We start from the raw sequence: 21590 nt of genomic DNA on the forward strand, positions 1-21590 counted from the left end.
TAATGTCCAAACGGAACTTTATGGGGGCCTTCCAGACCTTTGGCGGTGCCATGGCTGTCCCCATTGCCTTTCTACCCTTTACCGGTCTGCTGCTCGCCATCACCGGGCTGCTCACCATGCCCGATATCATGGGAGATCTGGCTCACCCAGACTCCAACTTCTTCAAGGTGATGACCATTATCAAGTCGGGGGGCTGGACCATCTTCCGCAACTTCCCCCTGCTGTTCTGCATGGCGCTCCCCGTGGGTCTTGCCAAGACGGGTCAGGCCCGGGCGGCGCTGGTCGCCTTCTTTGCCTACATGGCCTACAACTACTTCACCAACAGCATGCTCACCTTCTGGGGGCCTGAGTTTGGGGTCAACTTCAATCAGGAAGTGGGCGGCTCCAGTGGCCTGGCGCTGGTGGGGGGCATCAAGACGCTGGATACCAGCATCGTCTTCTCCCTGATCATCGGCGGTGTAGTGACCTGGATCCACAACCGTTTCTTCGAGAAGAAGTTGCCGGATTACCTCACCATCTTCCAGGGCATGAGCCTAGTGTTCATCATCTCCTTCTTCGTCATGTTGCCCATGGCCTGGTTGACCTGCGAGTTCTGGCCCAAGGTCCAGGTGGGGATCAACGCCATGCAGGGCTTCTATGTGGAAGCCGATGCCTTCGGCATGTGGCTGCTCGCCTTCGTGGAGCGGATCCTGGTGCCGACCGGTCTGCACCGCTTCGTCTACTTCCCCTTCTTCTTCGGCCCGGCCGTGGTCGACGGCGGCCTCTATACCCACTGGATCGAGAACGTCTCCACCTACGCGGCTTCCACCGTGCCCCTGGTTGAGCAGTTCCCGGCCGCCGGCTACTCCCTGTACGGCAACATCAGCGTGTTCTGCTCCCTGGGGGCCGGCCTTGCCATCTATGCCACCGCCAAACAGAAGATGAAGCGCAAGATAGCCGCCCTGGTGATCCCGGCCATCATCACCGCCATGGCGGTCGGCATCACCGAACCCATCGAATTTACCTACCTGTTCGTGGCCCCTGTGCTCTATCTCATCAATGCGGTCATAGGCGCGACCCTGTGCGTGGCGCTCTATCTGTCCGGCGTGGTCGGTTTCATGGGCGGCGGTCTGAACGACATCATCCTGTTCAACTGGGTCTTCTACGCCAAGAACCATGCTCACCTCATCTGGATCCACCTGGCCTTGGGCCTCGGCTTCGCCGCCATCAACTTCTTCGTGTTCCGCTACATGATCCTGAAGTTCAACTTCCTGACCCCGGGTCGTGGCGATGAAGAGGAAGAAGACGACGTGCGTCTCTACTCCAAGCAGGACTACCGCGACAAGCAGTCTGGCAAGGCCGTGGCCGGCCAGGAGCCGGATCGCCTCCGGGCTGCCGCCATCCTGCGTTGTGTCGGGGGATGTGACAACGTCGAGACCATAGGCAACTGCCAGACCCGTCTGCGCCTGGTGGTGAAGGATCAGACCCTGGTGCAGGATGACAAGGCCCTCAAACAGGCCGGTGCCCTGGGGGTCATGCGTTCTGGCAAGAACCTGCAGGTGGTGGTCGGTCTGTCGGCCCCCATGGTGCGTGAGTACTTCGAGCAGGAGTACAACAAGGGCCCGCAGCCAGCCCCCGATGCCGTCGTCCCGGCCCCTGTCGCCTGATGAAGCACTGACTGTGCCGATGGCAAGCGCCCGCATCGCCCCCCGCAGGGGCCCATTCGCGACGCTACTTGCCTCTTGAACTTGCGAGCCCCCGTGGGCTCGCAAGCCGTTTCTGATGCCGGCCCTCGCCAGGTGCCAAACCGCTGTCAGAGACAGCCATGACCCACAGGAGCATGTCATGAACAGATTGAAGATTGGGGCCCGTGCCCATGATCTCGCGGATCAGACGCCCCAGGCGCTGATCGCCCAGGCACATGAGCTCGGCCTCGACGGGCTGCAGCTGGCCGTGCACAAGAGCTGGCCCGAGGCCTATCAGGCCCGTGATATCCACGCCCTGACTACCCACATCCAGCAGTTGCAAGAGGCCGGGCTCCCCCTCTTCCTGCTGGCCAGCTACTTCAACCCCGCCCACTCCGACGCCGACGTCCTGGGGCGCGAGCTGGCGCGGGTGCGCCTCAACATCGAGCTCGCCCAGCGCTGCCACATCGGCGCCGTGGGCAGCGAGACCGGCTCCCTGAACGACGATGACTGGACCCGGCACCCGGACAACCACGGCGCCGCCGCCTTTCACAAGGTGGAGCAGACCCTGGCCCAGTTAAAACCCGATCTGGCGCAAGCCGGTTGCGACTTTTTGGTCGAGGCGGTGTGCGATCACATCATTCACGACGCCCGGAGCCTGACGCGGCTGAATGCGCGCCTGGGGGAGCACTTCCTGGTGACCCTGGATCTGGCCAATCTGCTGGATGCCGACAACGCCGCGAACTGGCGCGAGATCCTGGCGGATTTTCTCGACCAGCATGGCGAGCGCATCCGGCTGTTTCATTTCAAGAACTTCATCCTGGCGGGACGTGACAAGGTGTCGGTGGAGTTGGCGCAGGGGCTGATCGATTATGCCGAGGTGCTGGTCATGCTGGCGCAGTGTCAGCTGACCCATATTCCCATCATCGTTGAGGAGCTGACGGGGGACGCCTTGCGGGAGAGCGTGGCCTATCTACGCCACTTGAGTCGATAACACGGGATGCTGGAGAGGATGAGCCCCCTACGACAAACGGCGCCCGGGGCGCCGCTTGGTTCATCCACCAGAGGGAGGGAGCTGAGCCCCGATATGGATGGCGCGTCCGATGGCCATCCCCGGTGGAGGATGGTCATCTTCGCGGCTATTAGGTCAGGCCCGCTCATTGCTCCACTTCAGCACCATGACGGCGCTGGCCAGCAGCAGTGTGATGCCATTGGCCATGATCAGCGGCGTGTCGCCCGATTTCAGGCCATAGGTCAGCCAGAGCAGCAGGCCGCTGATGAAGACCAGGTACATCTTGGTGGAGATCGCCTTGGTTTCTCGCGTCTTGAGGATGTCGAACACCTGCAGGGAGAAGGATCCCGTGGTCAGGAAGGCCGCACAGAGCCCGAGGGAAGCGGTATCGAAGGCAAACAGAACTGTGCTCAGGGCAGCCACCCCGGCCAGCATGATGATTCGATTGGATGAAACACACTTGTTCATTGATAGACCTGTAATTGAATGAGATTGGCAACGAATGTCCTGTCGCCACCACCCGGCAGGGAGGCAGCCACTCTTGGCCGCGCGCGTCTCCTGGTGCGGCAAAAGGATTTGTGGCCCGGTTTCACGGGCCCGGCACGGCCATGAGCCACACCGGGCACGAAGTTTAATCTCAACAAATAAAAATACAAAACAGTGTTTTGATTTTTATTTTTCACTTGTTATCATTATTGACACTACAGACAACGCGACTGCCAACCTGCGGCGCTCATCGAGGTTAACCATGCAAATTCGTCAAAGCATTCACAGCGATCATGCCAGGCAGCTGGACACTCAGGGCCTGCGCCGTGAGTTTCTGGTGGAAGAGATCTTCAGCGCCGATCGGCTGACCATGACCTACAGCCACATCGACCGCATCGTGTTCGGCGGCATCATGCCAATTCAGAGCCCCCTCGCCTTCTCGGATTCGCTGGGCAAGACCTTCGGCGTCAACTACTTCCTCGAGCGCCGCGAGCTGGGGCTCATCAACATCGGCGGCCCCGGAGTGGTGGTGGTGGATGGTACCCCCTTCGAGATCGGCAACGCCGAGGCGCTCTATGTGGGTCAAGGTGCCCGCGAGCTGAGCTTCACCAGCGTCGACGCCGCGCAGCCGGCCAAGTTTTACTACAACAGCGCCCCGGCCCATGTGAGCTTCCCGACCCGCAAGGTCACCCGGGCAGAAGCCTCACCGGCCACCCTGGGAGATGCGGCCACCAGCAACCGTCGCACCATCTACAAGTACCTGGTGCCGGATGTGCTGCCGACCTGCCAGCTGGTGATGGGCATGACCCAGCTGGAAGAGGGCAGCCTGTGGAACACCATGCCCTGCCACACCCACGAGCGCCGCATGGAGGTCTATTTCTACTTCAACATGAAGGACGACGCCGCCGTGTTCCACATGATGGGCAAGCCAGACGAGACCCGTCACCTGCTGGTTCACAACGAGCAGGCGGTGATCTCCCCGAGCTGGTCCATCCACTCCGGCGTCGGCACCCAGGCCTACACCTTTATCTGGGGCATGGTTGGCGAGAACCAGGTATTCGGCGACATGGATCATGTGGCCGTCAGGGATCTGCGCTGATCCCCATTCTTTGCCGGGCAGTGTGCACTGCCCGTTTTCCCCCATCATGCCTGCCACTTCGGGTGGCAGCAGAGGAAACAAGATGATTCTCAATGCATTCGATTTGAAGGGTAAGGTTGCCATAGTGACCGGTTGTGACACTGGTCTGGGTCAGGGCATGGCGCTCGGTCTGGCCGAAGCCGGCTGTGACATCGTCGGCATCAACATAGTCGAGCCCACGGATACCATCGCCAAGGTGGAGGCGCTCGGGCGCCAGTTCCTGAGCCTCAAGGCCGACGTCAGCAAGGTGGATACCCTGCCCGCCCTGGTGGATCAGGCTGTCTCCTGGTTCGGCCGCGTCGATATCCTGGTCAACAACGCCGGCATCATCCGCCGCGACGACGCCATCAACTTCAGCGAGAAGGACTGGGACGACGTGATGAATATCAACATCAAGAGCGTCTTCTTCATGTCCCAGGCGGTCGCCAAACAGTTCATCGCCCAGGGCCAGGGCGGCAAGATAGTCAACATCGCCTCCATGCTCTCCTACCAGGGCGGGATCCGCGTCCCCTCCTACACGGCATCCAAGAGCGGCGTCATGGGGATCACCCGCCTGCTGGCCAACGAGTGGGCCAACAAAGGCATCAACGTCAACGCCATCGCCCCCGGCTACATGGCCACCAATAACACCACGGCTCTGCGCGCCGATGAGGATCGCAACGCCGCCATTCTGGAGCGGATCCCGGCCGGACGCTGGGGCGTGCCGGATGACATGATGGGCCCCGTGGTCTTCCTGGCCTCCCCCGCCTCCGACTACATCAACGGCTACACCATTGCCGTCGATGGTGGCTGGCTGGCTCGCTAACCCTTAACCCATACAAAAGGCGCCATCAGGCGCCTTTTTTCGTTCATCTCGTCTCGGAATCTATCCAATGCCGCTCGACTCCCTGGCCCAACTGCTTGGCCTGCTGGCCTGTGCCATAGGTATCACCGCCTTCCTGCAATCTCAGGACAGCAAACTGCGGCTGCACCTGACCCTCAACGGTGCACTCCTCACAGCCCATTTCATGCTGCTCGGCGCCACGGCCGCCGCCATCAACTGCCTGCTCTGTGCGGTACGGACCTGGGTCTCCGGCTATTATCGCGGCCTGGGTGTGATGCTGTTTTTTCTGGGACTGACCTGGCTATTGGTGATGCCCAAGGTCATACACCCCATCCAGTTGCTGACGCTGCTCGGCACCACCTTGAGCACCTACGCCCTGTTTCGGCTCGAGGGCATGGCGCTGCGGTTGTGCATGTTGAGCAGCACCGTCTGCTGGCTTGTCCACAACATCTGGGCGGGGTCATGGGGAGGCATCTTGCTGGAAGGCAGCTTTTTCATCGTCAACGGCCACATCACCCTCGGCCTCTACAGGGCGCGGCGACGGGGAAGATGCACGAGCACGCCACAGTTATAAGTCCCTGGTGCCCGGGCGAGCACGGAAAGCGACAAAAAAGCCAGTGGCGGAACTGCTGTCAGACAGTCCCGCCACCGGCTTGGTTCGAGAAAGAGCGCGGCAGGCTGCCGCGACTCATCCCCTGTTACCTGGCCAGGAATGGATAATCGTGAAAACCGAGTTCGGCCGAGATACGGGCCGCCGCCTCATGCAGCAAGCCCACCAGCTCCTCCTTGTTCTCTTCACTGAAACGCACCAGGGGCAGTGACAGTGAGAGCCCGGCGATGATGCGCCCCATGCGGTTGTAGATGGGCACGGCGAAGCAGCGCAGGCCAGGCTCCATCTCTTCGTTGTCTTCCGCGTAACCCTGCTCGCGCACCAGGACCAATTGGGCCAGCAAGGCGTCGATGTCGGTCAGGGTGTGCTCGGTAAAGCGCTCAAAGCTCACATTGGCCAGCATGCCTCGCACCTCTTCCTCGGGCAACCAGGCCATCATCACCTTGCCAAGGGCAGTGCTGTAGAGCGGGCGGCGGCGACCGATGCGGGAGTACATCCGCAGGTTGTACTCGGAGTCTACCTTGTGCAGATAGACGATGCTGTCCTCATCGAGGGCCCCCAGGTGCAGGGTCTCCTTGGTCAGCTTGCCCAGGCGATGCATCTGGATATCCGCGATCGGGATCAGCTCCTGATGCTCCAGCGCCTTGCCACCGAGTTCGAACAGCTTCAGGCTCAGGGTGTACTTGTCGGACTCCCCCTCCTGATTGACATAACCCAGGGTCTTCATCGTCTGCAAGAAGCGATAGACGGTACTCTTCGACATCATGATCCGCTGGGACAACTCGGTGACGCCAATCTCTTTCTGCTCCCCCAGCGCCTGCAGGATGCCAAAGACCTTCAGGACGGATGAAACGGAATCTGGCGAGGTATCTACCACTGACATAGGGTTCTCCTTATAAGCTCCATCGTTTCAGTGTATTTGAAACGCAAGCCCAATCATAGCCATGGGTGTGTCTCACAGGCGGCAACACCCGGACTTTGCGCCATTGCCGATGAGGTCACAGACCCGGCTGACCGACGCCGCCGCCCTTGCAACCGGGCGGCACGGCGGCCATGCAGCCTCTCTCGACATCAAGATCGCACCCTCAGCCCCATAGCGGGGCCATATCGTATTTTTATGAAATGATGTTTTATTTTATTTGATGCGAGTTACACATTAAATATAATGACTGCGTCATCAACACGGGAGGGCATATGCCGACCAAGATTGCCGTCATTGGCGAGTGCATGATCGAACTATCCGAGAGCAAGGCGGGCATAGTCCGTCATTTTGGAGGGGACACCCTCAACACCGCCGTCTACCTGACCCGTACCAACCCCGAGCTGGCCGTCTCCTATGTCACTGCCCTTGGCACCGACACCATGAGCGACGCCATGCTGACCCAGTGGCAGCAGGAAGGGGTGCACACAGAGCTGGTACAGAGGCTGGAGCACAAACTGCCCGGTCTCTATCTCATCGAAACCGATGCCCGGGGCGAACGCACCTTCCATTACTGGCGCAATGATGCCGCCGCCCGCTACTGGTTGCAGGGCGAAAACGCCGGGTCAATCTATCAACAGTTGCAGCACGTTGACTGGCTCTATTTGAGCGGTATCAGCCTCGCCATCCTCCCCCTCGCCGATCGTGCCAGCCTGCTGCAGCAACTGGCCTTGTGTCGGGCCAAGGGGGTGAAGATCGCCTTTGACAACAACTTCCGGCCACGGCTGTGGGAAAGCAAGGAGGCGGCGCAACAGGCCTACCGTGCCATGCTGGCCCTCACCGACATCGCCTTCCTGACCCTGGACGACGAATTCTCCCTGTGGGGCGACAGCCAGGAGGCTGAGGTTGTGGCGCGCACTCAGGCACTCGGGGTCGGCGAGATCGTCATCAAACGCGGGGCCGCGCCCTGCCTCATAGTACAAGGCGAGCGGCACGACGAGGTGCCTGCCATGTCACTGGCCAGGGAGCGGGTGATAGACACCACGGCGGCGGGCGACTCCTTCAGCGCCGGCTATCTCGCCACGCGGCTCGCCGGGCAAGCGGCAAGCGAAGCGGCCCGCTATGCCCATCTGCTGGCCGGCACCGTCATCCAGCATCGCGGGGCCATCATTCCCGGCTCGGCGATGCCAACAACCCCCCTTCCCACTGCTGAGGCAACCCATGTCAACCTTGCTTGAAACACTCTCGACCCTGAAGATCATCCCCGTCATCGCCATCCAGAACGCCGACGACGCAGTGGCCCTGGGCCAAGCCCTGATGGACAACGGCATGCCGAGCGCCGAGATCACCTTCCGCACCCCGGCGGCGGCCGAGGCTATCCGTCAGCTGCGGGCCGCCTTCCCCGCCATGATCATCGGGGCCGGCACAGTCCTCACCACGGACCAGGTGGATCAGGCCATAGACGCCGGGGTGGACTTCATCGTGAGCCCCGGCCTCAACCCGCGCATCGTCCAGTATTGCCAGGCTCGCGGCGTGCTGATGATCCCCGGGGTCAACAACCCCAGCCTGGTCGAGCAGGCGATGGAGCTGGGCTTGCGAACCCTCAAGTTCTTCCCGGCGGAGCCCTCCGGTGGCCTGCCCATGCTCAAAGCCATGAGCGCCGTCTACCCGGTTCGCTTCATGCCCACCGGGGGCGTCAGCCCCGCCAATGTGAAGGATTACCTGGCCCTGAACTCGGTGTTTGCCTGCGGCGGTACCTGGATGGTCCCGGCCGATCTCATAGAGAAACAGGAGTGGGACAAGATAGGCGCCCTGGTCCGTGAGGCCGTCGCGGCGCTCTGAACCCAGGCCCGCACCTGAATGACAAAGCCCTCACCATGAGGGCTTTGTCATCTCTGGGAGCTTGCCGTGCCCGGCATCACAGGGGGGTGGCGCACTTGCGGTATTCGGTGGGGCTGACCCCGACCCGCTTTCGGAACACCCGGGAGAAGTAGAGCTGATCGTCATAACCCACCTGCTGGCCTATGGTAGCCACCGACATGGGGGTGGTCTGCAGCAGCAGCTTGGCCCGCATGATCCGCTGATCCTCGCGCCAGCGCACTATGCTCACCCCCACCTGCTCGCGGAACAGGTGGGCGAGGCGCGAGGGGGACAAGAAGACCTGCTCCGCCAGCGCCTCCACCGAGATCTCGGCGCAGAGGGACTCGCTCAGGATCTGGCACGCCTGGTGAACTCTGTGATCTATGGTGGGGTAGGCACTGAGGGAGGAGGCCTCGTAGCAGCGGATGAGCAGCCGCTCCAGCAGGTTCATGGCCAGCTGTTCCGACATGGGTCTGAGCTGCTGGTGGGTCTCTTCGATGTCGAGGAAGAGGGCGTCAAATTCGGCGAGCAACTGGCTGTCCGCCAGTTGCAATCGCCCCACCCGCTCCGTCACCTGGGGCCACTTGAGCCAGTCTGCCCAATATGCCCGCGGCCGGAAATAGACCCAGCGGTGATACCACTCCCGGGCATCCGGCGCCCGGCCGTAATAGTGCACGGCCGCGGGCGGAAACAGCAGCAGGTCGCCGGGCTCCACGGTGAAGGCCTGATCCCCCTGAAAGATCTGCCCCTTGCCCCTGATGGTCAGGTTGACGATGAAGCCCTTCATGCCCTGGGGCCGGTCGATGATGAAGTCGAGGGCGCTCCCCTGCTCTATGGGGGTCATGCCCGAGACCAGGAAGACATCGAAGGCGTACCCCGGCAACAGGGGGTTGAGTTGTTTCGGCTTCTCTTTTTGCATCGAAGACATGGCGGAAAACAGCGCTTGGGTAAAAAAATCGGCTTGGGCCATTGTAGAGATCCGGCGTTGGAACAACCTATTTTCGCAAGCTGCCTGATGTGAATTTATTGAACTGGCTCACAGCTTGCTCGAAGGAGGCACCAGGCCAGCGTGGGCCGACCTGGTGCCTGAGGGCGCAACCGCTCAGACGCGCGCCTTGCGCACCTGCTTGTAGCGGTCGAACAGCACGGCGGCGAGCAGGATAAGGCCGCGCACCACGTACTGGGCGAAGGGGGAGATGTTGAGCAGGTTCATGGCGTTCTCCATCAGCCCCAAAATCAGCACACCGGCGATGATGTAGGAGATCTTGCCAATCCCCCCCTTCATGGAGACCCCACCCAGCACGCAGGCGGAGATCACCACCAGCTCGAAGCCGATGGAGGTCATGGGCTGGCCCGAGGTCATGCGCGACGCCAGTATGATGCCCGCGATGGAGGCAATCAGCCCGGTCATGGTGAAGATGATGATCTTGGTGCGCACCACGTTGACCCCGGCGAGGCGCGCGGCCTCCTCGTTGCCCCCCATGGCCAGGGTGTTGCGACCGAAGGTGGTCTTGTTGAGCAGCAGGCCGAAGAGCACGAAGCAGAGGGCCGTCAGCCAGACCGGGGTCGGGATCCCGAGCAGGGCTGAGTTGCCGAGCTCGAAGAAGCCCTCTTCCACTATGCCGACCGCCTTGCCGTCCGAGATGATGTAGCCCACCCCGCGCGCCATTTGCATGGTGGCGAGGGTGGTGATGAGGGCGTTGATCTTGAATTTGGCTACCACTATGCCGTTGATGAGGCCAAACAGCACCCCCACCGACATGCCGGCCAGGATGCCGACCGTGATGCTCTCGGTGGCGTTGATGCCCACGGCGCAGGCGACGCCGGAGCAGGCCACCACGGATCCGACCGACATGTCGAATTCGCCGGAGGCGAGGCAGAACAGCATGCCGCAGGCCACCATGCCTGACATGGAGACGGCCAGCCCCAGGCCACGCATGTTGATCAGGCTGGCGAAGTTGGGCACCAGCGCGCAGGCCAGCAGGAACAGGATGGCGAAGATCACCAGCATGCCGTACTGATCCCACACTCGGGCCAGTTGCACTCTGGAGCCGGTGGCCGCCGAGACGGTCGCGGCCTGACCGGCAGAGGTAGTTGTTGTCATGGTATTTCTCCTAAAAATTCTGGGTGCTATCCCGTTGCAGTCACGGGGGATTAACGGGCCGGCATGGCCAGATTGAGCGCCTTGACCTCGTCGGCCTCGTCGTGGGAGAGCTCCCCTGCTATCACCCCCTCCCGCATGACCATGATCCGATCCGCGATGCCCAGCACCTCAGGCAGCTCGCTTGAGACCACCACCACGGCGATGCCCACCTTGGCCAGATCGTAAATCACGTTGTAAATCTCGTTTTTTGCCCCGACGTCTATGCCGCGGGTCGGCTCGTCGAGCAAAATCACCTTCATGTCTTCGGAGAGCCAGCGCCCCAGAATGGCCTTCTGCTGGTTGCCGCCGGAGAGGTTCATGATGGCCTGATGGGGGGACGGGGTCTTGACCCGCATGTCGCGGATCCGCAGCCTCGCGTTTTCGTCCTCCCATTTCTGGTTGATCCAGAAGCCCCCCCACGCCTTGTGGCGGCGGGCACTGATGTTGATGTTCTCCTGCACCGAGTGAATGGGGATGATGCCGAGGGCCTTTCTGTCTTCGGTACAGAGCATGATGCCGCTGTGAATGGCGTCGATGGGGTTGCGGATGGGCACCGGTTTGCCAAACACGGCTATCTCGCCCCCACTCGCCTTCTCGGCGCCGAAGACAAGCTTCATCAGCTCGCTGCGACCGGCCCCCACCAGCCCGAAGATGCCGAGGATCTCGCCGCGTTTCACTTCAAACGACACCGGCGCCTTGAGTCCCGGCCCCATCAGGTTCTCTACCTTGAGGCCCACCTCGCCGAGTGCCCTCGGGCTGTAGCCATAGATGTCGGTCAGATCCCGCCCCACCATGGTCTTGACCAGCAGATCCCGGTTGACCTCGGCCATGGAGGCGAAGGTGCGCACGAACTGGCCATCCTTGAAGACGGTGATGGCATCGCACAGGGCGAAGATCTCGTCCATGCGGTGGGAGACGTAGAGAATGACCTTGCCCTCGTCCCGCAACTGGCGAATGACCCTAAACAGCTGATCTATCTCGCGAGACGACAGGCTGCTGGTCGGCTCGTCGAAGGCGATGACGCTGGCGTCCCGGGTCAGGGCCTTGGCGATCTCCACCATCTGCCATTGACCCAGCGACAGGTATTTGAGCGGCGTCTCGGGCGACACATCCATGCCGAGGCGCGCCAGCTGTTTCGCCGCATCCTGATAGAGCTTCTCCCTATCGATGACGCCGCGCCGGGTGGGCAGCTGGCCGAGGTAGATGTTCTCGGCGATGGTCATCTCGGGCACCAGATGCAGCTCCTGATAGATGATGGCGATCCCGCTCTCCAGCGCGTCGACCGTGTCTTGAAACACCTTCTCCTGGCCGGCCAGCTTCACCACCCCTGTGGTGGGCGCCTGAAAGCCGCTCAGGATCTTGAGCAGGGTGGATTTGCCTGCGCCGTTCTCCCCCATCAGCGCATGCACCGAGCCCTGCTGGCAGGAGAAGGAGACGTTCTGCAGCGCCTTGACGCCGGGGAACTCCTTGCTGATGCCGCAAAACTCCAGATATGGAACTTGATTCATGACATGACTCCAGCCAGCCGGCACGGCGCAGGGCACCATGCCGGCATGGGTATCAGGGGTTGGCGATCACAGACCTTTCTTCTGCAGCTCGACCTTGAAGTTGTCGCGGGTGATGAGCACAACATCGGTCACTTCGGTGAACTTGGCAGGTTCGGTGCCATTGACGACCCAGTCATGGAGCATCTGGATGCTCTTGTAGCCGTGCACGTCCGGGCTTGGCAGCAGGGAGCCGAGGAAGCCGGTGGCGCTGGACTTGGAGAGCTCGTTCACCGCATCCACCCCGTTGATACCGATGCCGATGACGTTCTCGGCCTTGAAGCCCTGCCCTTCGGTGGCACGCACGCCGCCGAGCACTGTATTGTCATTCATGCCGACGATGAGCCAGTTTTTGACCTCGGGGTGCTGCACCAGCATGGAGTTGGCGGCATCCAGGGCCCCCGGAATGTCGTTGGCCTTGGTGGGGGAGCGGTAGATCTGGCCTTCGGGGAAACCGGCAGCCTTGAGCGCACTCAAGGAGCCGTCGACCCGGCGACGGGCGGTATCCAGCTCATCGGCGGTGATGGCCAGCACCCCGGTGGCCTTCAGGTCCCACTGGCGTTTTTGCATCTCCTTGTAGAGCTCCTGGCCCTGGCGCTCGCCAATCTTGGTGGCGGCCATCATCACCAGGGGCACCTGTTCCATGGGCAGCCCCTTGGCGTTGACGAACTGGTCATCCACGGTGATGACTTTCAGATCCATGCTGTTGGCCTTGGCCATGATGGCGGCCCCGAGCTTGGGGTCCGGGGTGCAGATGACGAAACCCTTGGCGCCATTGGCCGCCAGGCTGTCGATGGCATTGAGGGTCTTCTCCCCATCGGGGACGGCTATCTTGATCACCTCGAAACCGAGATCCTTGCCCGCCTTGTCGGCGAAGTTCCATTCGGTCTGGAACCAGGGCTCCTCCGGCTGCTTGACCAGGTAGCCCAGCTTCAGCGCCTCGGCCGAGAAAGCAGAATTTGCCATACCAAGGGCAAACCCCATCGCGATCATGCCTTTAACGATTTTGTTCATGCGAGTGTCTCCAGATGTTCCATCAATCCATGTATCCATGAAACGCAGCCATTGGGTCCATTCCTCTGACCGCCACATAAAAACATGTCCAAACATGACGTTATTGTTGTTGCTAGATGAGCGAACCAAGTTGTAATCGTTTTCACATGGAAAAATGGAGAGCAGGATCACGCCATGAGATTGCAGCCATTTTGTCTATATATTTAGCAAAATCGTTACATACGGAATCCTCGACCAGGGTCACTCTCTTGCGCTTGTAGCGTTTAAATCCATATTTCCAGCAGCCAATGGCTAACCGTCCGTTCGGTGCATCTCCTATGGTTCCTCCCCAGTCACCCCTCATTGATGGTCAGGAGCACATATGTCTGAGCACATCGTCATCGGACTCGATTTCGGCAGCGACTCGGTCAGGGCACTCGCCGTGCGCTGCCAGGACGGCGCCGAGCTGGCGACCCATGTCGTCTATTACCCGCGCTGGCAGGCCGGCCACTACTGCCAGCCGGTCACCAACCAGTTCCGCCACCACCCCCTCGACTACATCGAATCCATGGAGCAGGCGGTGGTGGCTGTGGTGAGCCAGCTCACCCCAACCCAGCGAACCGCAGTGCGCGGCATAGGGGTGGACAGCACCGGCTCCACCCCGGCCCCTATCGATGAGGAAGGGCGGGTGCTGGCCCTGCGCCCGGAATTTGCCGACAACCCCAACGCCATGTTCGTGCTGTGGAAGGATCACACCGCCATCGAGGAGGCCGAGGCCATCACGGCGCTGTGTCACGGCGGCCAGTTCCCCGACTACAGCCGCTACATAGGCGGCATCTACTCCTCCGAGTGGTTCTGGGCCAAGATACTGCACGTCTCCCGAGCCGATGCGGCAGTGCGCGCCGCCGCCTGCAACTGGGTCGAGCTGTGTGACTGGGTGCCCGCCATACTGAGCGGCACCCAGGCCCCGGCGACCCTCAAGCGCGGGCGCTGCGCCGCCGGTCACAAGTCCCTCTGGCACCCGAGCTGGGGTGGTCTGCCTGCCGCCGACTTTCTCAACGCGCTGGATCCGCTGTTGACCGAGGATCTCGACTTCCCCCTCTTTACCGACAGCTGGACCGCCGATCTGCCGGTCGGCACCCTGACCCCGGAGTGGGCCGAGCGGCTGCACCTCTCCTGCGAGGTGGTGATCGCCGGCGGCGCCTTTGACTGCCACATGGGGGCTGTGGGGGCCGGGGCCGGCAACAATGCGCTGGTCAAGGTGATAGGCACCTCCACCTGCGACATCCTGATCGCGGATGAGGCCACCATAGGCGATCGGGCCATTGCCGGGATCTGCGGCCAGGTGGACGGCAGCGTGGTGCCGGGCATGGTGGGGCTGGAGGCGGGACAATCGGCGTTCGGCGACATCTATGCCTGGTATCAGCGCCAGCTCGGCTGGCCGCTGGAGAGCCTCGCCGCCCAATACCCCGAGCTTCGTACCGCCATCGAGGCCCACAAGCGGGAGCTGTTGCCGAGCCTCGCCGCCGCCTGGGAGCAGCAGCGCGATCTCGCCCACCTGCCGGTGGTGCTCGACTGGTTCAACGGCCGCCGCACCCCCTATGCCAACCAGCGCCTGCAGGGCACCCTCACGGGCATCAACCTCGGCACGGATGCGCCCGACCTGTTCGGCGCCCTGGTGGCCTCCACCGCCTTCGGGGCCCGCAGCATCATGGAGTGCATGACGAGCCAGCAGGTGCCGGTGGAGCAGGTCATCGCGCTCGGCGGCATAGCCCGCAAATCAACGACTGTGATGCAGACCTGCGCCGATGTGATGAATCGCCCCATCCAGGTGGTGGCCTCGGATCAGTGCTGCGCTCTGGGGGCGGCCATCTTTGCCGCCGTGGCGGCCGGTCTCTACGCCGATGTGGCTGATGCCCAGCGCCACATGGCGAGCGCCGTGGAGCGCACCCACCAGCCGGATCCGGGGCGGGTCGCCGAGTATGAGCGGCTCTACCAGCGCTACCTCGCCTGGGGCGCCGCCGCCGAACCCCTCTACAACCGGGGGGCACTGACATGAGCCTCAACACCCTCAAGGAGCAGGTACTCGCCGCCAACCTGGATCTGCCGCGCCACGGTCTGGTGACCTTCACCTGGGGCAACGTGAGCGGCATAGACCGGGAACAGGGTCTGGTGGTGATAAAGCCGAGCGGCGTCAGCTACGAGCGGATGCGGGCCGAGGACATGGTGGTGCTGGATCTCGCGGGCAAGCAGGTGGAAGGGTCCTTGCGTCCCTCCTCCGACACCGCCACCCACCTGGTGCTCTATCGCACCTATCCCGAACTTGGCGGCGTGGTGCACACCCACTCCACCCACGCCACCGCCTGGGCCCAGGCCGGACGCCCCATTCCGATTTTCGGCACCACCCAGGCCGACTACTTCAACGGCGAGATCCCCTGCTCCCGCCTGCTCACCCCGGGGGAAGTGGAGGAGGACTACGAGGGGCTGACCGGTCATCTCATCGTCGAGACCCTCAAACAGACCCCCATCCTCACCATGCCGGGGGTGCTGGTGGCCAACCACGGTCCCTTCAGCTGGGGCAAGAGCCCCGATGATGCTGTGCACAACGCCGTGGTGCTGGAAGAAGTGGCCCGCATGGCCTGGCTCACCGGCCAGATCAACCCCGCAGCCCGCCCCCTGCCCCATTACCTGCTGGAGAAGCACTACCAGCGCAAACATGGCAAACACGCCTATTACGGCCAGACAAAAGCGTAAAAAGAGGACACCAAGATGGAATTGATGAAACAGCTGGAAGTGTGGTTCCTGGTCGGCAGCCAGCACCTGTATGGCGCCACCACCTTGAAGCAGGTGGCCGATCACGCCCACACCATCACCAGCCAGCTCAACGAGGGGGCGAATTTGCCCCTCAAGATAGTGCTCAAGCCCACAGGCACCACACTCGACGAGATAAGCAGCGTCGCTCGCGATGCCAACCACAGCGAGCAGTGCGTGGGGCTCATGGTGTGGATGCACACCTTCTCCCCCGCCAAGATGTGGATCCCGGCCCTGAGTCAGCTGCAAAAACCCCTGCTGCAGTTCCACACCCAGTTCAACCGGGATCTGCCGTGGAGCGAGATCGACATGGACTTCATGAACCTGAACCAGACCGCCCACGGCGGGCGCGAGTTCGGTTTCATGGGGGCCCGGCTGCGGCTGCCCCGCACCGTGGTGGTGGGCCACTGGCAGGATGAAGAGGCCAGGCAGAAGATTGGCAACTGGATGCGAGTTGCCGCCGCCATCCACGACAGCCGCCACCTGAAGATCGCCCGCTTTGGCGACAACATGCGCAACGTGGCGGTCACCGAGGGCGACAAGATCGAAGCACAGATCCAGTTCGGCTATCAGGTGAACTACCACCCGGTCGGCGATCTGGTCAAAGTGATCGACGCCGTGCCTGACAGCGACATCGAGGCGCTGCTGGCCGAATACGAGCAGACCTACACCCTGACCGAGGCGGTGCAGGCGGGTGGGCCGCTGCGTGCCTCCCTCCGTGAGGCGGCGCGCCAGGAGCTGGGGATGAAGAAGTTCCTCACCGACGGCGGTTTTGGCGCCTTTACCACCACCTTTGAGGATCTCCACGGCCTGCACCAGCTGCCGGGGCTCGCCTGCCAGCGCCTGATGCAGCAAGGCTTCGGCTTTGGGGCCGAAGGGGACTGGAAGACGGCGGCTCTGCTGCGCACCCTCAAGGTGATGGGGGCCGGTCTTGCGGGCGGCGCCTCCTTCATGGAGGACTACACCTACCACCTGGAGGCGGGCAACAACCTGGTGCTGGGGGCCCACATGCTGGAGGTCTGCCCCTCCATCGCCTCAGGCAAACCCGTGCTGGACGCCCAGCACCTGGGGATAGGCAAGAAGGCCGATCCGGCCCGCCTGCTGTTCGCGGCCCCGGCCGGCAAGGCGGTCAATGCCAGCCTCATCGATCTCGGCAATCGCTTCAGACTGGTGGTCAATCAGCTGGAGGTGGTGGACTTGCCAGAGGCCATGCCGAAACTCCCGGTGGCCAGCGCCCTGTGGCAACCCATGCCCGACCTGCAAACCAGCGCCGAGGCCTGGATCCTGGCGGGGGCCGCCCACCACTCCGTCTTCACCCAATCGGTGGACATAGAGCAGTTGCGCACCTTCGCCGACATCATGGGCATAGAGTTCGTGGTGATCGACGAGCACACCCGGATCCCCGCGCTCAAGGAGACCCTGCGCTGGAACGAGGTCTACTACAAGATCTGCCACTGACTCCTTAATCGGCCAGCGACCCCCACAATGACAACAGCCCCGCCAGCGGGGCTGTTGTTTTTTTGATGGGGCAGACAGATGTCACCCCGTCAGGGGAGGCACTGACGGCGATCAGGGCTGGTCGCGGCTCTCCAGCAACCAGTGACAGGTGCGGGCCACCCCCTGACGCTGGCTGTCGGGCCGTGCGAGCAGGGCGTACTCGTGGTCCGTCTCCAGCACGGGGGCAAAGGGTGCCACCAGGGCACCGCTCTCCAGCTCCTCGGCCACGATTGTGGGATCCCCGAGTGAGAGGCCGAATCCCTGCAAGGCGGCATTCATCGCCAGGTCCAGGGTATCGAATAGCTGGCCGCCCTGGGGCTGCCAGGGGGTGGAGAGGAAGGCGGCAAACCAGTTGCGCCAGTCCCGCCGATCCGCGCTGGCATGGAGCAGCGGCAGCCGGGGCAGCTCTTCTATGGTGCGCTCGAACAGGCGGTGCTTGGCGGCAAAGGCGGGGGCACAGACCGGGGTCAGCCGCTCCTGGAACAGCGGCTGGCTATGAGGGTACCTGGCCTGACAGGATTGATAGACGATGGCGAGATCGAAGGACTCCCGGGAGAAGTCGATGCCATGGCTGTGGCTGCCGCGCACTTCGACTGCCTCCCCCTCGAACGCCTGCAACCGTCGCAGCAGCCAGCGGCTGGCGCAGGAGGGCACCTTGATGCTGATGGCCTGCTCGTGGGGCAGGGTTTGCAGGGCGCTGAGCCCCTCCCCCATGCGGGCCAGCCCTTCGCGAACGAAGGGCAGCAACCGCTCGGCGGCCGGGGTCAGGGTGAGGCAGCGGGTGCCGCGCACGAACAGCAGATGACCGAGGCGGGCCTCCAGCTGGGCGATCTGCTTGCTCACCGCCCCCTGGCTCACGCACAGCTCATCGGCGGCCAGGGTGAAACTCAGATGGCGGGCAGAACACTCGAAAACCTGCAAGCCATACAGGGGCAACTGGCTGCGGGGTTGGCTGGACAACATACAAGCCTCCATGCTTGAGAAAAACTCATGCATAACATGCCGAATAATCCGTTGTCCGGCAAGGAAGCGAGGGCTAAAAAGGGACATCTTTCACACACATCGGTGACGGCGCCATGTCTTCCCCCCGCATTGTCAGCAAACTGCCCCAAGTGGGCACCACCATCTTCAGCGTGATCGGGGATCTGGCTGCCCGCCATCCCAGCATCAACCTCTCCCAGGGGGCCCCGAGTTTCCCCTGCGATCCCGAGCTCATCCGGGTGACCCACGAGGCCATGCTGGCCGGGGAGAACCAGTATGCCCCCATGACGGGGCTGCCCGCCCTGCGCGAGCAGCTCGCGGCCAAGATAGGGACCAGCTATGGCCACCACTATGACGCGGGCGAGGAAATCACCATCACCGCCAGCGCCAGCGAGGCCCTGTTCTGCGCCATCACAGCCCTGGTGCACCCGGGGGACGAGGTGATCATGTTCGAGCCGGCGTTCGACAGCTACCGCCCCATGATCCAGCTGCAGGGGGCCACCCCTGTGGTGATCGCCCTCAAGGCCCCCCATTTTGCCATCCCCTGGGATGAGGTGGCGGCCCGCATCACACCCCGCACCCGCATGATAGTGCTCAACACCCCCCACAATCCCACCGGCACCGTCTGGCAGGCGGGGGATCAGGAGCAGCTCGCCCGCCTGGTGCGCGGCACCGACATCCTGATCCTCTCGGACGAGGTGTACGAGCACGTGGTATTCGACGGCGCCCTGCACCAGAGCGTGATCCGTTACCCCGAGCTGGTGGAGCGCTCCGTCGCCGTCTTCTCCTTCGGCAAGACCTTCCACGTCACCGGCTGGCGAGTGGGTTACTGCGTGGCGCCCCGCCCCCTGATGGAGGAGATCCGCAAGGTGCACCAGTTTGCCATGTTCGCCGCCGACACCCCCATGCAGTACGGCTTCGCCCACCTGTTGCAGCAACCGGCCCACTACCAGGGGCTGGCGGCCTTCTACCAGCGCAAGCGGGACCTGCTGGTCTCGGCCCTGGCGGACTCGCGCTTTACCCTGCTCCCCTCCGCCGGCAGCTTCTTCATGCTGGCGAGCTATGAACGGATCAGCGACGAGCCGGACAGCCTCTTCGTGCAGCGCCTCATCCGCGACCACGGGGTCGCCACCATACCCGTCTCCGCCTTCTATCACGACGGCACGGATCAGCGGGTCATCCGCCTCTCCTTCTCCAAGGATGACGACACCCTGCTGGCGGGCGCCGAGCGCCTGTGCGGCGTCTAGGAGGCACCATGGACTCAGTACGCGTTGCCGTCCTGCAGATGGTGTCGGGGGACAGTCTCGACCACAACCTGGCCCAGGCCGAGGCGCTGCTGCGTCAGGCCGCAGCCGAGGGGGCCGAGCTGGCCCTGCTGCCCGAATACTTCTACCTGATGCCTGCCGACGAGCGGGCACGGGTGGCCCTGGCCGCCCCCGTGAGCGATCACCCTCTGTTGGCCTGGGCCCAGGGGCTGGCCCGGGAGCTCGGGATCTGGATACTGGCTGGCACCCTGCCCCTTGAAAGCGACGAGCCCGGCAAGATGCACAACAGCAGCCTGCTGATCGACCCGCGAGGGCAGTTGGCCAGCCGCTATGACAAGCTGCACCTGTTTGGCTTTTGCACCGGGCAGGAGCAGTATGACGAGGCCGCGACCATGAGCCCGGGCCGGGAGGTGGTGAGCCATCCCCTGCCCTGGGGGCTGCTGCGCTTCGGGATCTGCTACGACCTGCGCTTCCCCGAGCTGTTTCGCCTGGGGCCCGCCCCCGACTTTATCGCCCTGCCAGCGGCCTTCACCCACACCACTGGGCTGGCGCACTGGGAGCTGCTGCTGCGGGCCAGAGCGGTGGAAAACCTCGCCTTCGTGCTGGCCTCGGCCCAGGGGGGAGAGCACCCCGGCGGGCGCCGCACCTTCGGCCACAGCATGATCATCGATCCCTGGGGCCGGGTGCTGGCCCAGGTAGAGGAGGGTCAGGGACTGGCCATCGCCACCCTGGATCTGGCGGCCCAGCGCAAGGTGCGCAGCCAGCTGCCGGCCCTCACTCATCGCAAGATAGCCGTCGGCCCCTGAGGCCGGCACCATTTAGAACCATAGGAATGACACCACACTTCAAGGGACTGACCATGAAACTCAACACACTGATGATGATGCTGGCCCTGGCCACCGCCGGCCAGGCGGCCGCCAAACCCCTGGTGATCGCCACCGACGCCACCTATCCCCCCTTCGAAATGGTCGACAGCAGCGGCAAGCTCGGCGGCTTCGAAGTGGATCTGGCCTATGCCCTGTGCGCGGCCATGAAGACAGAGTGCGAGGTGATCAATCAGCCCTGGGATGCCCTGCTCCCCGGCCTGCAGGTGCGCAAGTACGACGCCATCATGTCCTCCATGAACATCACGGACGAGCGGCGCCAGAAGGTCGCCTTCAGCCAGGTCTACTACATGATGCAGAACCGCTTCGTGGGGCGCAGCGACAAGGCGGCCGACTTTGCCGACACCCCTGAGCACTTCAAGGACAAGGTGATAGCGGTGCAGGAAGGCACGCCCCAGGACAACTTCATCACCGCCCGCTACGGTGACGTGGCCAAGATCAAGCGCTACGTCAACGCCCAGTCCCCCATGCTGGATCTGCAGTCCAGCCGCGCCGACTACACCTTCGGCAACATGGTGCAATTGAAGGTCGGCTTCCTCGACAAGGAGATGGGCAAGCAGTTCGCCTTCGTCGGTCCCCAGTACAACGGCACTCAGGACAAGATCCTGGGAGAAGGGGTGGCGGTAGCCCTGCGCAAAAACGATGACAAGCTCAAGAGCCAGTTCGATGCCGCCATCGAGAGCGTCAAGGCCGATGGCACCTTCGACACCTTGCTCAAGAAGTACCAGCTCGAAGACCTGCTCTGATCACGACGACGGGCATCCGTCAGGCCATACCTTGCATGCCAGTCGACACCGACTGGCATTTTTTTACCTGGGTTCTGCCGGCAACGGGGCAAACGGCCCTCCTTTATGCAGGCGCCTGTCACCTCGACGCGAAAGCCCCCCCCCATCTGCCTCTACTATGGCGAGGCAGAGCATGCCATGCTGCACTTGTCCACGAGCCCTTGATCCCCCATAG

The 21590-nt window shown here is 62.8% G+C and carries 20 protein-coding genes; 13 read left to right on the plus strand and 7 right to left on the minus strand.

What is annotated here, in order from left to right; all coding sequences use genetic code 11:
• Nucleotides 1-2 precede the first annotated feature (2 nt).
• On the plus strand, nt 3-1646 hold the full coding sequence (locus tag ACFWHB_RS12625; RefSeq protein WP_395948547.1) for an alpha-glucoside-specific PTS transporter subunit IIBC: 1644 nt from the start codon (nt 3-5) through the stop codon (nt 1644-1646).
• A gap of 178 nt (nt 1647-1824) precedes the next feature.
• Nucleotides 1825-2658: a sugar phosphate isomerase/epimerase family protein gene (locus ACFWHB_RS12630; RefSeq protein WP_395948548.1), complete on the plus strand. Its 834-nt coding sequence runs from the start codon at nt 1825-1827 to the stop codon at nt 2656-2658.
• A gap of 153 nt (nt 2659-2811) precedes the next feature.
• Here ACFWHB_RS12630 and ACFWHB_RS12635 read toward each other — a convergent pair whose 3' ends face one another.
• Nucleotides 2812-3144: a SemiSWEET family sugar transporter gene (locus ACFWHB_RS12635; protein WP_111910953.1), complete on the minus strand. Its 333-nt coding sequence runs from the start codon at nt 3142-3144 to the stop codon at nt 2812-2814.
• 280 nt (nt 3145-3424) lie between these two features.
• Between ACFWHB_RS12635 and kduI the strand changes: the two genes are divergently transcribed.
• The 3 genes from kduI to ACFWHB_RS12650 all read left to right on the plus strand — a co-directional run bounded on the left by kduI (nt 3425) and on the right by ACFWHB_RS12650 (nt 5697).
• The gene (kduI, locus tag ACFWHB_RS12640) at nt 3425-4261 is read left to right on the plus strand and encodes a 5-dehydro-4-deoxy-D-glucuronate isomerase (protein ID WP_395948549.1); all 837 of its coding nucleotides are present in this window, start codon (nt 3425-3427) and stop codon (nt 4259-4261) included.
• 82 nt (nt 4262-4343) lie between these two features.
• Nucleotides 4344-5105 carry a 2-dehydro-3-deoxy-D-gluconate 5-dehydrogenase KduD gene (gene kduD, locus ACFWHB_RS12645; protein ID WP_106887017.1) on the plus strand — a complete coding sequence of 254 codons (762 nt, stop codon included), beginning with the start codon at nt 4344-4346 and terminating at the stop codon, nt 5103-5105.
• Between the two features lie 67 nt (nt 5106-5172).
• Complete coding sequence (locus ACFWHB_RS12650) at nt 5173-5697, plus strand: YgjV family protein (protein ID WP_395948550.1); 525 nt, start codon at nt 5173-5175, stop codon at nt 5695-5697.
• Nucleotides 5698-5821: 124 nt separating this feature from the next.
• Here ACFWHB_RS12650 and kdgR read toward each other — a convergent pair whose 3' ends face one another.
• Nucleotides 5822-6616, minus strand: a complete 795-nt coding sequence (gene kdgR, locus ACFWHB_RS12655; protein ID WP_290028453.1) for a DNA-binding transcriptional regulator KdgR — start codon at nt 6614-6616, stop codon at nt 5822-5824.
• A gap of 311 nt (nt 6617-6927) precedes the next feature.
• Between kdgR and ACFWHB_RS12660 the strand changes: the two genes are divergently transcribed.
• Nucleotides 6928-7890, plus strand: a complete 963-nt coding sequence (locus ACFWHB_RS12660; protein WP_395948551.1) for a sugar kinase — start codon at nt 6928-6930, stop codon at nt 7888-7890.
• Complete coding sequence (locus ACFWHB_RS12665; RefSeq protein ID WP_290028455.1) at nt 7874-8494, plus strand: bifunctional 4-hydroxy-2-oxoglutarate aldolase/2-dehydro-3-deoxy-phosphogluconate aldolase; 621 nt, start codon at nt 7874-7876, stop codon at nt 8492-8494. The genes ACFWHB_RS12660 and ACFWHB_RS12665 overlap by 17 nt, the downstream gene beginning before the upstream one ends.
• 76 nt (nt 8495-8570) lie before the next feature.
• On the opposite strand, the gene araC is transcribed toward ACFWHB_RS12665, so the two are convergent.
• From araC to ACFWHB_RS12685, 4 genes are all read right to left on the minus strand, one after another.
• Entirely contained in the window at nt 8571-9482 is a 912-nt protein-coding gene (gene araC, locus ACFWHB_RS12670) for an arabinose operon transcriptional regulator AraC (RefSeq protein ID WP_163156424.1), read from the minus strand.
• Nucleotides 9483-9614: 132 nt separating this feature from the next.
• Complete coding sequence (gene araH, locus ACFWHB_RS12675) at nt 9615-10616, minus strand: L-arabinose ABC transporter permease AraH (RefSeq protein WP_111910947.1); 1002 nt, start codon at nt 10614-10616, stop codon at nt 9615-9617.
• 50 nt (nt 10617-10666) lie between these two features.
• Nucleotides 10667-12163 carry an L-arabinose ABC transporter ATP-binding protein AraG gene (araG, locus tag ACFWHB_RS12680; RefSeq protein ID WP_163136973.1) on the minus strand — a complete coding sequence of 499 codons (1497 nt, stop codon included), beginning with the start codon at nt 12161-12163 and terminating at the stop codon, nt 10667-10669.
• Nucleotides 12164-12229: 66 nt separating this feature from the next.
• Nucleotides 12230-13213, minus strand: a complete 984-nt coding sequence (locus ACFWHB_RS12685) for an arabinose ABC transporter substrate-binding protein (RefSeq protein ID WP_163149068.1) — start codon at nt 13211-13213, stop codon at nt 12230-12232.
• A 361-nt stretch (nt 13214-13574) separates the two neighbouring features.
• Between ACFWHB_RS12685 and ACFWHB_RS12690 the strand changes: the two genes are divergently transcribed.
• From ACFWHB_RS12690 to araA, 3 genes are read left to right on the plus strand one after another with little or no spacing between them, the layout of a single operon-like run.
• A complete protein-coding gene (locus ACFWHB_RS12690; protein ID WP_395948552.1) occupies nt 13575-15251 on the plus strand; it encodes a ribulokinase in 1677 nt (558 codons plus the stop codon).
• Nucleotides 15248-15946: an L-ribulose-5-phosphate 4-epimerase gene (locus ACFWHB_RS12695; protein WP_395948553.1), complete on the plus strand. Its 699-nt coding sequence runs from the start codon at nt 15248-15250 to the stop codon at nt 15944-15946. Before ACFWHB_RS12690 ends, ACFWHB_RS12695 begins: the two co-directional genes overlap by 4 nt.
• 15 nt (nt 15947-15961) lie before the next feature.
• Nucleotides 15962-17461 (plus strand): L-arabinose isomerase, encoded by a 1500-nt coding sequence (gene araA, locus ACFWHB_RS12700; protein WP_395948554.1) that lies wholly within the window; start codon nt 15962-15964, stop codon nt 17459-17461.
• Between the two features lie 111 nt (nt 17462-17572).
• On the opposite strand, the gene ACFWHB_RS12705 is transcribed toward araA, so the two are convergent.
• Nucleotides 17573-18463 carry a LysR family transcriptional regulator gene (locus ACFWHB_RS12705; RefSeq protein ID WP_395948555.1) on the minus strand — a complete coding sequence of 297 codons (891 nt, stop codon included), beginning with the start codon at nt 18461-18463 and terminating at the stop codon, nt 17573-17575.
• A 113-nt stretch (nt 18464-18576) separates the two neighbouring features.
• Here ACFWHB_RS12705 and ACFWHB_RS12710 point away from each other — a divergent pair, with 113 nt between their 5' ends.
• From ACFWHB_RS12710 to ACFWHB_RS12720, 3 genes are read left to right on the plus strand one after another with little or no spacing between them, the layout of a single operon-like run.
• Nucleotides 18577-19728, plus strand: coding sequence for a methionine aminotransferase (locus ACFWHB_RS12710; protein ID WP_395948556.1), 1152 nt, complete (start codon nt 18577-18579; stop codon nt 19726-19728).
• Nucleotides 19729-19736: 8 nt separating this feature from the next.
• Entirely contained in the window at nt 19737-20552 is an 816-nt protein-coding gene (locus tag ACFWHB_RS12715) for a carbon-nitrogen hydrolase family protein (protein ID WP_395948557.1), read from the plus strand.
• Between the two features lie 53 nt (nt 20553-20605).
• Nucleotides 20606-21376: an ABC transporter substrate-binding protein gene (locus ACFWHB_RS12720; protein ID WP_111910938.1), complete on the plus strand. Its 771-nt coding sequence runs from the start codon at nt 20606-20608 to the stop codon at nt 21374-21376.
• The last annotated feature ends 214 nt before the right edge of the window (nt 21377-21590 follow it).

This window comes from Aeromonas mytilicola subsp. aquatica (assembly GCF_044336385.1).
GTDB lineage: Bacteria > Pseudomonadota > Gammaproteobacteria > Enterobacterales > Aeromonadaceae > Aeromonas > Aeromonas rivipollensis.